General features: G+C 67.2%; 9 protein-coding genes and 1 pseudogene. 8 read left to right on the forward strand and 2 right to left on the reverse strand.

Annotated features, from left to right (window positions below; genetic code table 11):
• Window positions 1-302: 302 nt before the first annotated feature.
• The 7 genes and pseudogenes from K3F48_RS09275 to K3F48_RS09305 form a co-directional block, all read left to right on the forward strand.
• The gene (locus K3F48_RS09275) at window positions 303-1832 is read left to right on the forward strand and encodes a L,D-transpeptidase family protein (protein WP_222575152.1); all 1530 of its coding nucleotides are present in this window, start codon (window positions 303-305) and stop codon (window positions 1830-1832) included.
• 510 nt (window positions 1833-2342) lie between these two features.
• Window positions 2343-4265, forward strand: a complete 1923-nt coding sequence (gene dnaG / locus K3F48_RS09280; RefSeq protein ID WP_222575153.1) for a DNA primase — start codon at window positions 2343-2345, stop codon at window positions 4263-4265.
• A gap of 214 nt (window positions 4266-4479) precedes the next feature.
• Complete coding sequence (rpoD, locus tag K3F48_RS09285; protein WP_222575154.1) at window positions 4480-6489, forward strand: RNA polymerase sigma factor RpoD; 2010 nt, start codon at window positions 4480-4482, stop codon at window positions 6487-6489.
• A gap of 70 nt (window positions 6490-6559) precedes the next feature.
• Window positions 6560-7351: a 3-deoxy-manno-octulosonate cytidylyltransferase gene (kdsB, locus tag K3F48_RS09290; protein ID WP_222575155.1), complete on the forward strand. Its 792-nt coding sequence runs from the start codon at window positions 6560-6562 to the stop codon at window positions 7349-7351.
• A gap of 14 nt (window positions 7352-7365) precedes the next feature.
• Window positions 7366-7995: a histidine phosphatase family protein gene (locus K3F48_RS09295; RefSeq protein ID WP_222575156.1), complete on the forward strand. Its 630-nt coding sequence runs from the start codon at window positions 7366-7368 to the stop codon at window positions 7993-7995.
• A gap of 111 nt (window positions 7996-8106) precedes the next feature.
• Window positions 8107-10209, forward strand: coding sequence for a phosphocholine-specific phospholipase C (locus K3F48_RS09300; RefSeq protein ID WP_222575157.1), 2103 nt, complete (start codon window positions 8107-8109; stop codon window positions 10207-10209).
• A gap of 162 nt (window positions 10210-10371) precedes the next feature.
• A pseudogene (locus tag K3F48_RS09305) lies at window positions 10372-10797 on the forward strand (Eco57I restriction-modification methylase domain-containing protein); the annotation flags it as partial.
• A gap of 333 nt (window positions 10798-11130) precedes the next feature.
• Here the strand turns inward: K3F48_RS09305 and K3F48_RS09310 are convergent.
• Complete coding sequence (locus K3F48_RS09310; RefSeq protein ID WP_222575158.1) at window positions 11131-12180, reverse strand: class I SAM-dependent methyltransferase; 1050 nt, start codon at window positions 12178-12180, stop codon at window positions 11131-11133.
• A 91-nt stretch (window positions 12181-12271) separates the two neighbouring features.
• On the reverse strand, window positions 12272-12475 hold the full coding sequence (locus K3F48_RS09315; RefSeq protein ID WP_222575159.1) for a hypothetical protein: 204 nt from the start codon (window positions 12473-12475) through the stop codon (window positions 12272-12274).
• Window positions 12476-12560: 85 nt separating this feature from the next.
• Here K3F48_RS09315 and K3F48_RS09320 point away from each other — a divergent pair, with 85 nt between their 5' ends.
• On the forward strand, window positions 12561-14414 hold the full coding sequence (locus tag K3F48_RS09320; RefSeq protein WP_222575160.1) for an N-6 DNA methylase: 1854 nt from the start codon (window positions 12561-12563) through the stop codon (window positions 14412-14414).
• The last annotated feature ends 20 nt before the right edge of the window (window positions 14415-14434 follow it).

A 14434-nucleotide genomic window follows, 5' to 3' on the forward strand; every position in this document is an offset into this window, starting at 1 on the left:
GCCGACGCCGAATAACAAGCCGGACCCACGCCAATACGAGATAATACTATGCCTATCTTGAACCGGACAGCCGTGGGGCGAGCCCGGCCATGACGGCCTCCTGGAAACGTGTGACTCCCTTAGCCCTGAAGGGGAGGGTGATACGCCCCTTCCTGCGTTGCCCTGCCCGCTCGCGGCCGCGCTCTGGCCTATCGGAGCGTCTTGCGTTAGAAACTTGTTTGGAATTTCGGGTCCAGTGTCGGCGCCAGGGTCTTGCGAGGTGTGATTCGCGTCGCGGGACCAAGTCGAAAAGCGGGGCGAGAATGACTCTCATCCGGACGATCGGGCGCTTCGCCCCTTACGGCGTCGCCGCCGGAGCGGCGCTCGCCCTCGGCGCCTGCAACGACTCGGGTCTTTCTCAGCGCTCGCTGCAACCCATTCCGCCCGAGACCCTGGCGCTCATGGAGCAGGCCGGCGTCGCCAAGGAATCGCCGACCCTCATTCGCAGCTATAAAAAGGAATCCGAGTTCCAGATCTGGAAGCAGCGTCCCGACGGCCGTTATGTCTATCTGAAGACATTTCCCATGTGCCGCTGGTCGGGCCAGCTCGGCCCCAAGGTCCGCGAAGGCGACCGCCAGGCGCCCGAAGGCTTCTATTCGATCACGCCGGGGCAGATGAACCCCAATTCGGCCTATTATCTCTCCTTCAACGTCGGCTACCCCAACGCTTATGATCGCGCGCTCGGCCACGGCGGCGGCTCGATCATGGTGCATGGAGCCTGCTCCTCGGCCGGCTGCTTCTCCATGACCGACCATCAGATCTCCGAGATCTATGCGATCCTGCGCACCTCCTTCAACAATGGCCAGCGCGCCATTCAAATGCAGTCCTACCCGTTCAAGATGACGGCGGAAAATCTCGCCAAGCACCGGCTCGACCCCAATATCGAGTTCTGGAAGCAGCTCGAGAACGGCTCGGATCATTTCGAGGCCACTTGGCGGGAGCCGACGGTCGGCGTCTGCGGCCGTCGCTATGTCTTCGACGCGACGCCGGCGAGCGGCCACTCGTTGGACGCCTCGGCGCCCTGCCCCGCGCTGAAGCGGGATCCTCAGATCGAGTCGCTCGTCGCGGAGAAGTCCGCCAAGGACGCGGCGAAAATCGCGGAGCTGGTCGGCGCCGGCGTGAAGCCGGTGCGCGTCGTCTATCAGGATGGCGGCCAGCATCCGGATTTCTACGCCCGCGTTGCGGAGGTCAGCCGGCCGGAGGCCCTGGCCGTGTCGCCGACCGAGATCCCGCTCGACGAGAAGCCGGCCAAGGGGCCGGTCAAGCTCGCCGCCAAATCTCCGGTCGTCGCGGTCGCGGCGGAGAAGGCCGCGCGCGCCCATGCCGCGGCCGAGACGCTCGCCGCGGCGCCGCAACAGCCGGCCCCGGCCAATGCGCCGGCGGCCGAGCCGGCGCTCGAAACGACAAAGCTCGCCGCCCTGGCGGCCGGCGCCGGCGCGATCGGCGGATGGCTCGGCCTGCGCAAGGACGGGGAGGCCGCGACCGAAGTGGCGAAATCCGAGGCGGAGCCGGCGAAGCCGGAGCCAGTCGTCGCCAAGCCGGCGCCAGCCCTCGCCAAGCCGGAGCCGTCGCGCCGCGCCGAAGGCGGCAAAAAGCCGCAGGCCTCGACCGAGGCGAAGAAGCCGCAAGCGGCCGTGGAGACGAGAAAGCCGCAGGCGTCGATCGGAACGAAAAAGCCCGAGGCTTCGCTCGAGACAAAAAAGCCGAGGAATGAAGCCGCGGCCGCCGCCACGCCCCCCGGCGTCGCGACCGCCAGCCTGCGTGACGCTCCCGTGCAGCCCACGCGGCCCTGACTCTAAAGCCACGGCGACAAGCCCATGACTTCGGCCTGCGGCCGTCCTTCGAGACGCTGCCTGCGGCGGCTCCTCAGGACGAGGTTCAGGATATTCTGCGAATCCGATCGCCCGGCCCGGCCTCACACCGTCGCCCGGCTGACGAGCGGCGGGGGCCGCCGCAACCGCCACGCAGCAGCGAGAGGCGGCAATTCTGTCGGCGCGCGCCGGAAATGCCGCAGAATCATGGAGGTTGCCTCGAGCGCGGCAGCGTATGGATTTTTTACGCTTGACACTTGTGCGCCGCAGCAATACAACAGTGCGACGCAGCGAGATTGATCTCGCTCCGTAGCCCTCCTTGGGCGTTTCCTCCCTTGACTTGGGCCGCTGGCTTCCGGCGGCCCTTTTTTTTGCGCCGCTCCAGACGCGGGGACGTTCCCCCGTCTGTGATTTGCGGTGACGACGCCGCTTTCAGAACGCGCCCGAATCGCGCGAGATGCTAGAAAGCTCCTTCCTCGACGCCGGGCGCCCATGCGATTTCCTCCCTCCTTCCTCGATGAGATCAGAGCCCGAGTGCCCGTCTCGGCCGTCGTCTCGCAAAAGGTCAAGCTGAAGAAGCATGGCCGCGAATGGCGCGGCCTGTCGCCCTTCAACGCCGAGAAAACCCCGTCTTTCTATGTGATCGACGAGAAGGGGTTCTTCCACGACTTCTCCTCCGGAAAGAGCGGCGACGGCTTCACCTTTCTGATGGAGACGGAGGGGCTCACCTTTCCCGAGGCGGTCGAGAAGCTCGCGGGGATGGCCGGCCTCCCCATGCCGGTCGAGACGAAGGAGGCGCGCGAGCTCGAGGAGAAGCGCGCCTCGCTCGGCGATGTGCTGGAATGGGCGGCGCAATTCTTCGAGGCGCAGCTGCGCGGGAGCGCCGTGAGCGCGGCGCGCGCCTATCTCTCGAACCGCGCGATCGGAGAATCGGATCGCGCGCGCTTTCGGCTCGGCTTCGCGCCGCCCGAGCGCCATGCGCTGCGCGACCATCTCGCCGGCAAGGGCGCGAGCGTCGAGGCGATGATCGAGGCCGGGCTGCTCGTGCATGGCGAGGACATCGTCGTCCCTTACGACCGCTTCCGTGATCGGATCATGTTTCCGATCTGCGACCGCGCCGGGCGCGTGATCGCCTTCGGCGGCCGCGCGATGCAGAAGGACGCGCAAGCCAAATATCTGAACTCGCCGGAGACGCCGCTCTTCCACAAGGGCGCGACGCTCTACAATCAGCACAATGCGCGCAAGGCCGCGCATGAGGCCGGCTATGTCGTCGCCGTCGAGGGCTATGTCGACGTCATCGCCATGACCGCCGCCGGCTTTCCGCAAACGGTGGCCCCGCTCGGCACGGCGCTGACGGCGGAGCAATGCGCTTTGCTGTGGACCATGGCCGAGGAGCCGATCCTGTGCTTCGACGGCGACAAGGCCGGCCGCAAGGCCGCCGACCGGGCGATCGACACGGCTCTGCCGCTGCTCGGCCCCGGCCGCAGCTTTCGCTTCGCGCTGCTGCCCGACGGCCAGGACCCGGACGAGCTGTTCCGCGCCGGCGGCGCCGCGGCCATCGCCGAGGCGATCGGCGCGGCGCGGCCGCTCGTCGATCTTCTGTGGGCGCGCGAGACGGAAGGCGCGCGGCTCGACACGCCGGAGCGGCGCGCCGCGCTGGAGCGCCGATTCGCCGAGCTCGCCCGCAGCATCGCCGACGAGGCGCTACGCCGGCACTATTCGCAGGAGCTCAACGACCGCTGCGCGACGCTGTTCGGCCGCTCGCGGAATTATCCGCCACGGCGCGAATGGCGCTCGAGCGGCGGCGGCGGCCGCGGGCCGATGCGGCGGTTCAATGAGCAGCCTTCGCTGCGCGGGCCGCTGACCATCGGCGCCTCGCTCGCGCGGTCGCCGCTGTTTCGCGGCCAGGCCGCCGCCATCGCCCCGCGCGAGGCGCTGATCCTGATCATCCTGTTGAACCATCCGCAGCTGCTGCAGACGCAGCTCGAGGCCGTCGCGGCGCTCGATCTCGACTCGGCGGAGGCGCGCGAGCTGCGCGCGGCGCTGATCCGCTGCGCCGCCGACGGGACCACGGATCGCGAGGCGATCGAGCGCGAGATCGCCGCGGCCGGATTGGAGGCGTTCTGCGCGCGCCTGGCGAATATGACGGCGCACGCCTCGCTGTGGAACGTGCGCGCCGGGGCGGCGGCGACCGACGCGGCCGAAAGCCTGCGTCAGGCTTTGATCTTGCAACATCGGGCGCGGGCGCTACATAAAGAACTCAGAAAAATCGAGTCCAGGCTGGCGGACGCGCCGAGCGACCATGATTTCGCCCGCCTGAGCGATATTCAAGCCCAATTGAACACGATCGAGGGAACCGAAGCCATGGTGGAGGGGTTCGGCTCTTTGTCCGGTCGGACGACTCGAACGGTTTGATTTCGCGCTGGACTCGATGTCTGGAGCGAAAGCGGGGCATTCGGTTAACGGAGTGTCAAGCCGGCGCTCCGACTGTGAGGCGACCGGCGAATCACCGCGGCGGCGGGGCCGGCCGCGGCTTGTCTTGTGCTTGCTCCTGTGGTTCGTAGGCGGCGAGCAAAGGCGACGGACCTGGGGCGCGGCCGCGGCGGAACGGCGGGCTTTGGAGCGAGGAATGGCGAAGAAAGACGACGAGAAAGTCGAAACCGAGGGCGCGGTCGCGGTGGAAACCGCCGACGGTCCTCTGCTCGACCTCAACGACGCCGCCGTCAAGCGGATGATCAAGCTCGCCAAGAAGCGCGGCTTCGTCACCTATACCGAGCTCAACGCGGTCTTGCCCTCGGAGGAAGTCTCCTCCGACCAGATCGAGGACATCTATGCGATGCTGCAGGAGATGGGCATCACCGTCTCCGAGGGCGACGATCCCGACGACGCCGAGGGCGAGGAGCAGGCGGAGGAAGAGGAGGCGGAGACCGGCGGCGAGGTCGTCGAGTCGGCTCGCTCGACCGCCGTCGCCACCCGCAGCGCGGAGCCGGCCGACCGCACCGACGATCCCGTGCGCATGTATCTGCGCGAAATGGGCTCGGTCGAGCTCTTGTCGCGCGAGGGCGAGATCGCCATCGCCAAGCGCATCGAGGCGGGCCGCGAGGCGATGATCGCCGGGCTGTGCGAAAGCCCCCTCACCTTCCAGGCCATCATCATCTGGCGCGAGGAGCTCGAGGCCGGCAAGGTCCTGTTGCGCGACATCATCGACCTCGAAGCGACCTACGCCGGACCCGAGGGCAAGAACGCCAAGCCCCCGGCCGGGCAGGACGAGCTCGCCCCGGCGACGGCGCCGCGCACGCCGCCGGCGGCGCTCGGCGAGGCCGGCGCGCCCGCCGAGGAGAGCTTCGAGGAGGAGGACGATCTCGAGAATTCGGTCTCGCTCTCGGCCATGGAGGCCGAGCTGAAGCCGCGCGTGCTCGAGACCTTCGCCCGCGTCGCCGACGCCTATAAGAAGCTGCGCCGGCTGCAGGACCAGAATGTCGAGAACAAGCTCAAGAACGAGACGCTGACGCCGGCTCAGGAGCGCAAATACAAGCAGCTCAAGAAAGAGATCGTCACCGATGTGAAATCTCTCTCGCTGAACCAGAACCGCATCGAGGCGCTGGTCGAGCAGCTCTACGACATCAACAAGCGCCTCGTCGGCTATGAGCGCAAGCTGTTCCTGCTCGCCGACGCGCAGGGCGTGCAGCGCGAGGACTTCATCGACAAGTTCCAGGGCTCCGAGCTCGATCCCAAATGGATCATGCGCGTGTCCAAGCTCGGCTCGCGCGGCTGGAAGGAATTCGTCGCCAACGAGAAGGACCGGATCAAGGAGCTGCGCGGCGAGATTCACGCGCTCGCCACCGAGACCGGCCTCGAGATCGCCGAGTTCCGCAAGATCGTCCACATGGTTCAAAAGGGCGAGCGCGAGGCGCGGCAGGCGAAGAAGGAGATGGTCGAGGCCAATCTGCGTCTCGTGATCTCCATCGCCAAGAAATACACCAATCGCGGCCTGCAGTTCCTCGACCTCATTCAGGAAGGCAACATCGGCCTGATGAAGGCGGTCGACAAATTCGAATATCGCCGCGGCTATAAGTTCTCGACCTACGCGACCTGGTGGATTCGTCAGGCGATCACGCGCTCGATCGCCGATCAGGCGCGCACGATCCGCATTCCGGTGCATATGATCGAGACGATCAACAAGATCGTGCGCACCTCGCGCCAGATGCTGCATGAGATCGGCCGCGAGCCGACGCCGGAGGAGCTCTCCGAAAAGCTCGCCATGCCGCTCGAGAAGGTGCGCAAGGTCTTGAAGATCGCCAAGGAGCCGATCAGCCTCGAGACGCCGATCGGCGACGAGGAGGATTCGCATCTCGGCGATTTCATCGAGGACAAGAACGCCATCCTGCCGATCGAGGCGGCGATCCAGTCGAACCTGCGCGAGACCACCACTCGCGTGCTCGCCTCGCTGACGCCGCGCGAGGAGCGCGTTCTGCGCATGCGCTTCGGCATCGGCATGAACACCGACCATACTCTGGAAGAGGTCGGCCAGCAATTCTCGGTGACCAGAGAGCGCATTCGCCAGATCGAGGCCAAGGCGCTGCGCAAGCTCAAGCATCCGAGCCGGTCGCGGAAGCTGCGAAGCTTCCTCGACAACTGACGGAGCATCCGCGAGCGAATTGCGAGCCTTAAAGGCTCGCATCTTTTCGTCGCCGAGCGCCTGATCTCCCATGTCCGCAGCGATCATCATTCCGGCGCGCTACGGCTCGTCGCGCTTTCCCGGCAAGCCGCTGCAGATCATCGCGGGCAGGTCGATGCTGGAGCGCGTCTGGCGGATCGCCCGCGCAGCGCGTCGCTGCTCGCGCGTCGTCATCGCGACCGAGGACGAGCGCATTCTCGCTCACGCCGCCGCCTTCGGCGCCGAGACCGTGCTCACCTCGCAGGACTGTCGCAACGGCACGGAGCGCGTCCATGAGGCCGTCGCATTGCTCGAGCTGCGCGAAGACGTCGTCGTCGGACTGCAGGGCGACGCCGTGCTGACGCCGCCATGGGCGCTCGACGCGCTGATCGAGGAATTGGAAGCGCATCCCGATGTCGAGATGGCGACGCCGGCCGTGCGGCTCGACGCGAAGGCCTCGCGCGACTTCATCGCGCATAAGGAGATTTCGCCGACGAGCGGAACCACGGTGGTCTTCGATCTCGACAGAAACGCGCTCTATTTCTCGAAAACCGTCATTCCTTCTCTCGGCCGGGAGGCGGCGGCTCCCGTTCATCGCCACATCGGCCTCTACGGCTTTCGCCGGGCGGCCCTCGCGAAATTCGTCGCTCTCGCGCCGACGCCGCTCGAGCGCGCCGAAGGGCTCGAGCAATTGCGCGCGCTCGAGCATGGATTGAAGATGCGCATCGTCGTCGTCGATTATAGAGGCCGCACTCATGCGTCCGTCGACACGATGGAAGACGTCGCCCGCGTGGAGGCGCTGATCGAAGCCGAAGGCGAATTGCTCGGCCATGAGGATCGCTGAATGAGGATCGCTGAATGCGGCTGATCCTCGCCCGACACGGAAACACGTTCGGCCCGAATGACGAGGTTCGCTGGATCGGCGCGCGCGCCGATCCGCCGCTCGTCGATAAAGGTCGCGAGCAGGCCGAAGCGATCGGCAGGGCGTTGGCGTCGATGACCATCGATCCTGCGCGCATTCTCACGGCGCCGCTCGCCCGCACGCTGGAAAGCGCTCGTCTCGCGGCCGCCGCCGGCGGCTATTCGTCCGCGCGGATCGAGATCGAGCCGCGGCTGATCGAGATCGACTATGGCGCCTGGGAAGGCCGGACCTCGGACGAAATCCGCGCGACGCGCGGAGCGCGGGAAATCGATGCATGGGAGCGCGACGGCCTGTGGCCGCAGGACGCCGGCTGGTCGCCGTCCGAAACGCAATTGCGTTCACGCATCGCGCAGACGCTCTCGTCGCTGCGCGCGAAACACGCGGACAGCGACACGATTCTGGTCGTTTCCAGCAGCGGCGTGCTCAGATGCGTCGGCGAAATTTGTGGCCTCGATCGCAAATCCGCGAAGATGCGGACGGGCAGCCTGTCGATTGTTCGAGCCGCTCCGCATGGGTTTTCCATCGAGCTGTGGGACCGGCGGCCGAACGAACGCTCGCCGAAGTAGCGGGCCGTCCGGCTCGCACCGCGAGAATGTCATTATCTTTCAACATGAACGTCACCGCACTGTAGTGACGGCGGCGTAACGAGGCCCCGGGGAAACAAAGGGGCCCGACACATGACGACCACTACCGATCGCCGCGATTTTCTGCGCCTCGTCGGAGGCGGCGCTCTCGCCACCGCATTCTCGCAGAGCATCGAGCGCGCATTCGCGATTCCGGCGAGCCAGCCGACCGGCACCATCAACGACATCCAGCATATCGTCGTTCTGACGCAGGAGAACCGCTCCTTCGATCATTACTTCGGCGTCATGCGCGGCGTGCGCGGCTACGGCGACCCGCGTCCGGTGCTGCTGCCCAATGGCAAGCCGGTGTGGAACCAGCCCGACGGCGCCGGCGAGGTGCTGCCCTTCCGTCCCGACGCGCGTCCGCTCGGCGACAAGTTCCTCGACGGCACGCCACACAACTGGCCCGACGCGCATCAGGCCTGGAACAACGGCAAATATGACCAGTGGGTGCCGGCCAAGGGCCGCCACACCATGGCCCATCTGACGCGCGAGGACATCCCCTTCCACTATGCGCTCGCCGACGCCTTCACGATCTGCGACGCCTATCATTGCTCGGTGATGGGCGCGACCGATCCCAACCGCTATTATATGTGGACCGGCTGGGACGGCAATGACGGCGCCAATGGCGGTCCGGTCATCGACAATTCCGAAGCCGGCTACGACTGGCGCACCTATCCGGAGCTGCTGGAGCAGGCCGGCGTCTCCTGGAAAATCTATCAGGACGTCGGAGCGGGACTGGACGCCGAGCATTGGTGGGGCTGGGGCAACAATCCCTATATCGGCAATTACGGCGACAATTCGCTGCTCTATTTCCATCAGTATCAGAACGCCGCGCCGGGTTCCGCGCTCTATCAGAAGGCGCGCCGCGGCACCAATATCTCCAAGGGCGGAACGCTGTTCGACATCCTCCGCAACGACGTGCGCAACAACGCCTTGCCGCAAGTGTCCTGGATCGCCGCGCCCGAGTCCTATACGGAGCATTCGAACTGGCCGTCGAATTTCGGCGCCTGGTACATCTCGAAGGTCCTCGACGCGCTGACGTCCAATCCGGACGTGTGGAGCAAGACCGTCCTGCTCATCAATTATGACGAGAACGACGGCTTCTTCGACCACGTCGTGCCGCCGACGGCGCCGCAAACTTCCGCGCATGGACGTTCCACCGTCTCCACGATCCATGAAATCTACCCGGGCGGGCCCACCTACGCCGCCGGCCCTTATGGCCTCGGCTCGCGCGTTCCGATGATCATCGTCTCGCCCTGGACCAAGGGCGGCTATGTGTGCTCGGAAGTCTTCGACCACACCTCGACCCTTCGCTTCATCGAGAAGCGCTTCGGCGTCGCCGAGACGCAGATCTCGCCCTGGCGCCGAACGGTCTGCGGCGATCTCACCTCCGCTTTCGATTTCTCGAAGCCCTTCAGCGGCGTCGTCTTCCTGCCCTCGACGTCGACCTTCGCGCCGAAGGACCGCGATCGTCATCCGACCTACACGCCCGCGCCGCCCAAGAAGCAGACCCTGCCCAAGCAGGAGAAGGGACTGCGCCGCGCCCGCGCCCTGCAATATGTGCTCGACGCGAAGGGCGCGGTGACCGCCAACGACGCCTCGCTGAAGTTCTATTACATCAACAAGGGCAAGCTCGGCGCCTGCTTCCACACGCGCTCGACGAGGACCTCGGCCGGCCCGTGGACCTATACGGTCGAAGCCGGCAAATCGCTCGCCGCCACGCTGAAGCTTCCCGCCCATGGCGATTACGGCTTCACGGTTCATGGTCCGAACGGCTTCTTCCGGACCTTCGAGGGCGGCGTCGGGGAGGGCCGCGCCGAGCTCGAGGTGAGCGCCCGCTACGAAGCCCAGCCGCAGGCCGGCGTCGAGCTCACGATCGTGAACCAGTCGGCCAGCGCCGTCTCGGTCGCCATCGCCAACGCCTACTCCGGCGGCACGTTCAGGAAGCGGCTCGCGGCGGGCGAGCGCCTCGTGAAGCTGTGGCGTCTGGGCGACACCCACGGCTGGTATGATCTGTCGGTCGGCGTCGACTCGGATCGCGGCTTCGAGCGCCGTCTGGCGGGGCATGTCGAGAATGGCGCGGAGAGCACCAGCGATCCGGCCCTCAGCCCGGGCGCGCTTCCCGCCGAGGTCGCGGCGACCAACGGCCAGTGACGAACGGGCGGAGCGAAAAGCGGTCGCTTTTCGCCCTCGCCTCGCATGATCCCGGAGCCGGCGATTCGCCGGCTCCCTCTCCCGAAGCGTCGATGATATCGTCCTTCATTCCCGGACTCGCGCGACGATTCGCATCGGGCCCGCTCTGATCGACGAGAGGTCATGGACGAAGCGGCCGCGAACACGCCATTTCTCACGCGACGCAAGCGCGAGGGCGTCGTCTACACGCCCGCTCCGATCGCTCGCTTCCTCGTCGAGCGCACCATCGCATTATCGCTGGACCAAGTCCGGGCGTCGCTCGCCGAAGCGCATCGCGGGCGCGAGACAATCGCTTTCTGGCGCGCGTGGCTCGCGGCGCTGCGATCCTTTACGGTCGTCGATCCCGGCTGCGGCGAAGGCGCTGGCTTCGATTGGGACGCGGCCTTTCCGCACGTGGCGGCGCGCGGCTTCGACGTGGTCATCGGCAATCCGCCCTATGTCCGGATGGAGCATCTGAAGCCGCTGAAGCCCTGGCTCGCGCAGCGCTATGAAGTGGCCGCCGAGCGCGCCGATCTCTACGCCTATTTCTTCGAGAATGGCCTCGCGCTGCTGAAACGAAGCGGGCGGCTGCTGGCAGAAGACGCAGGAATCGCAATTTCCGCCCGGCCCCGGATGGGCCGGCCGGCCGTCGGGCTCCGGCGCCGCGAAGCACAGGCTGGGCCCGGCCGCCGCGGCCTCGACGCCGAATCCGCCCGCCGCCGCCAGTTGCAGCGCGAGCAGCCGAGCGACTGCGCAGAGCGCGAACGCGCCGGCGCCGCGGAAAAAACGGCGGGGAGCGGCTATCGCATCATTGGAGACGGCGCGGCCGTCAAGGCGAAAGCGCCAAGGCTCGCGGCGCCGCGAGAGGATTTCTCCGGGCGTGGGCGTGGCCGCGTCATCCTTCTACGCGCCGGCGGCGGCGCAGGCGGTCGGGGAGAGGTCTCGGCGCGCCGTTTTTTCGACGGCGATCGAAAGATAGGGCACGATCTCGACCCCGGTGAGGCGCTTGACCGCCTTCGCCACGTCCCTCACGAGCCGCCGGCCGCGCGGATAGCTGTGGAAGGTGCCGCCCGCATGCCAGAGGTCGATCCGGTCGGCGACGCCCTCGCGATCGGGCGTCAGCAACGCCGGATCGCCCGATCCCGCCTTTCGCAGGAGAGCGAGAATCTCGCCTTCGCTGCCGCCGCGCACGCCCCCACGCAGGAGCTGCGGCCAGGTCACCTTCGCGTCGATGAGCCTCGAGCAACGCCGCGCGTAGACATGCGCGATCCGGTCGGGCAGATAATTTATCAGCGGAAGATAGGTCGTGTGCGGCTCGATCGGGAACCAGCGATGTGGCGTCTGGTCGAGGAAGAGAACGCCGCCCGCGGGCAGGAGGGACCAGAGCTTCGGCAGGAGGAGCCGGCGCTCGTCCGGGAGCAGATGCTCGAAGACGGCGCTCAGCACGAGGCAATCGACCGCCCCGATCTCCGCGGGCAGTTCCACGCCGCTCGGCGAGCGCAGGAGCCTCACATTGTCGAAGCCGTAGAAGCGGGCGCGCAGACGCGCGATCGCGAGGAGCCGCTCCTCGAGCTCGATCCCGACAATCTCGCTCGCGGGGAATCTCCGCGCCAGGATCATCGTCGAGGCGCCGCTTCCGCAGCCGAAATCGAGAATCCGCTTTCCGGCGAACCATTCCGGCGGGCGGAACGCCAGCAGGTCGAGAAGGAGGCTGCTTTCCACATAGGACGGATCTTCGTCGCGGGCGATCTCGTCGCCGAGCGCGGCCAGTCCCTTGACCTCCAGGATTTTCTCGATGAGCTCGGTCGGATAGCGCGTCTCGATGACGGGCCTCGGCATGAAGCGCTCGGCGTCCGCGAGCGTCACCGCAACGCGGGCGGGCGCGTCGGCCCGTCTTTCGATCCGAACCTCGCCGGCCGCGTGCTTCAGGACGATTGGGGAATCGAGAGCCATGGATATTCTCCCTCGGGGGCGGGGGCGCGCCCCCGTGCTGTAGTCGGGGCGAGCACGCCTGTCATCTCCGTAGGATTGCGTCCCAGGGCGATCAGACCTGCGCCTGTCGGAAGGGGGCGCGGCCGAGAATCTCGCCAGCGCGCCCGACGACGATGATGTCGAGCGCGGATTCGGCGCGTGCAGCGCGCGCGGGGCGGTCGTCCAAACGCCCAAGGCGGTCGGCGCGGCGAGGTCGAGGCCCGCGCGCGTCGCGGAGCGCCGCCTCCGCGCCGATCTCGGCGCAGGCGCTCTTCATCGCGGGCGCCAGGAACGGGCGCCGTCCTTCATTCCCGGGCTCGCGCGACGATTCGCATCGGGCCCGCTCTGATTGACGAGAGGTCATGGACGAAGCGGCCGCGAACACGCCATTTCTCACGCGACGCAAGCGCGAGGGCGTCGTCTACACGCCCGCTCCGATCGCTCGCTTCCTCGTCGAGCGCACCATCGCATTATCGCTGGACCAAGTCCGGGCGTCGCTCGCCGAAGCGCATCGCGGGCGCGAGACAATCGCCTTCTGGCGCGCGTGGCTCGCGGCGCTGCGATCCTTTGCGATCGTCGATCCCGGCTGCGGCGAAGGCGCTCTGCTCATCGCCGCCGCGGACGAAATGGCGCGACGCTATCGTGAAGCGGCCGAGCGCCTGCGCGCGCTCGCAGCCGCCGACACGCTCGATCCGGCGCGCGAGGCGATCCTCCATAATCTCTTCGGCGTCGACATCGACCCGCATGCGACGGCGCGCACGCGCCGCGCGCTGATGCGGCTCGCGCCTTGCGACGACGTCGCGCGGCGTCTCGAGGAGACGATCCGAACCGGCGACAGCCTCGTCGACGACGCTGCAGTGAGCGAGCATGGCCTCGATTGGGGCGCGGCCTTTCCGCACGCGGCGGCGCGCGGCTTCGACGTCGTCATCGCCAATCCGCCCTATGTGCGGATGGAACATCTGAAGCCGCTGAAGCCCTGGCTCGCGCAGCGCTATGAAGTGGCCGCCGAGCGCGCCGATCTCTACGCCTATTTCTTCGAGAAGGGCCTCGCGCTGCTGAAACGAGGCGGGCGGCTCGGCTTCGTCTGCTCCGCCACCTTCTTTCGCACCGGCTCCGGCGAGAGCCTGCGCGCCTTGCTCGCGCGCAGCGGCGCGATCGAATGCGTCGTCGATTTCGGCGATGTCGCGGTCTTCGACGGCGTCGTCGCCTATCCGGCGATTCTCACGCTGCGCAAGGGCGCGGCTTCACACGGCGATCTCACCTTTCTGAATTTGCGCGAGGCGGCGCCCGACGATCTCGGCGCCGCCTTTCGCGAAAAGGCGCGGCCGATGCCCCGCACGCGGCTCGGCGCCGGCTTCTGGCGCTTCGAGGACGAATCGCTGGCGCGTCTGCGCGACAAGATCGCTCGCGGACGCAGCACGCTGGCCGAGGTCCATGGATCGCCGCTGTGGGGCGTCAAGACCGGGCTCAACGACGCATTTCTGATCGACGCCGCGACGCGCGAGCGCATCATCGCGGAAGATGCTCGCAGCGCGGCGATCGTGAAGCCCTATGCTCGCGGCGCGCATATCGGCCGCTGGCGCGTCGACGCGACGCGCCTCTGGCTGATCGATCTGCCGAAAGGCGGCGGCGTCGACATCGCGGGCATTCCCGCCGTCGCTGCGCATCTTTCGCCTTTCCGCCCGCGGCTCGAGGCGCGCGCGACGCGACAGAAGTGGTTCGAGCTGCAGCAGCCGCAGCTCGCCTATCGCGCCGCTTTCGCTCGGCCGAAGATCGTCTTTCCGGATATTGCACAGGGGCCCAAATTCGCTCTCGACGACCGCGGAACGCTCATCGACGCCACCGCCTTCGCCCTGCCCTGCGCCGATCCGGCGCTGCTCGCTCTGCTCAACTCGCGGCTCGCCTGGTTCTTCCTGCATTCCGTGTCGAACCCGCTGCGCGGCGGCAAATGGCGTCTGCGGCTGAAGGCGCAATATGTCGGGCTCGTCCCGATTCCCCCCGCCCCGCCGCTGATGCGCGAACGGCTCGCGGCGGCGGCGCGCGCCATCGGCGAAGCCGCGCGCGAGCTCGCAACCGCCGACCCTGTCGGGGCGGCGCGGATCGCCTCGGAAATCGACGCGCGGGAGCGCGAGATCGATGCTATCGTCTATTCGCTCTTCGAGCTCACGGCCGACGAAATCGCCGCGATCGAATCGTCGCTCGAAGGCCAGTATTGACGGATTTTGCTCGCATTGTG

The organism is Methylosinus sp. Sm6 (genome assembly GCF_019802345.1).
Taxonomy (GTDB): domain Bacteria; phylum Pseudomonadota; class Alphaproteobacteria; order Rhizobiales; family Beijerinckiaceae; genus Methylosinus.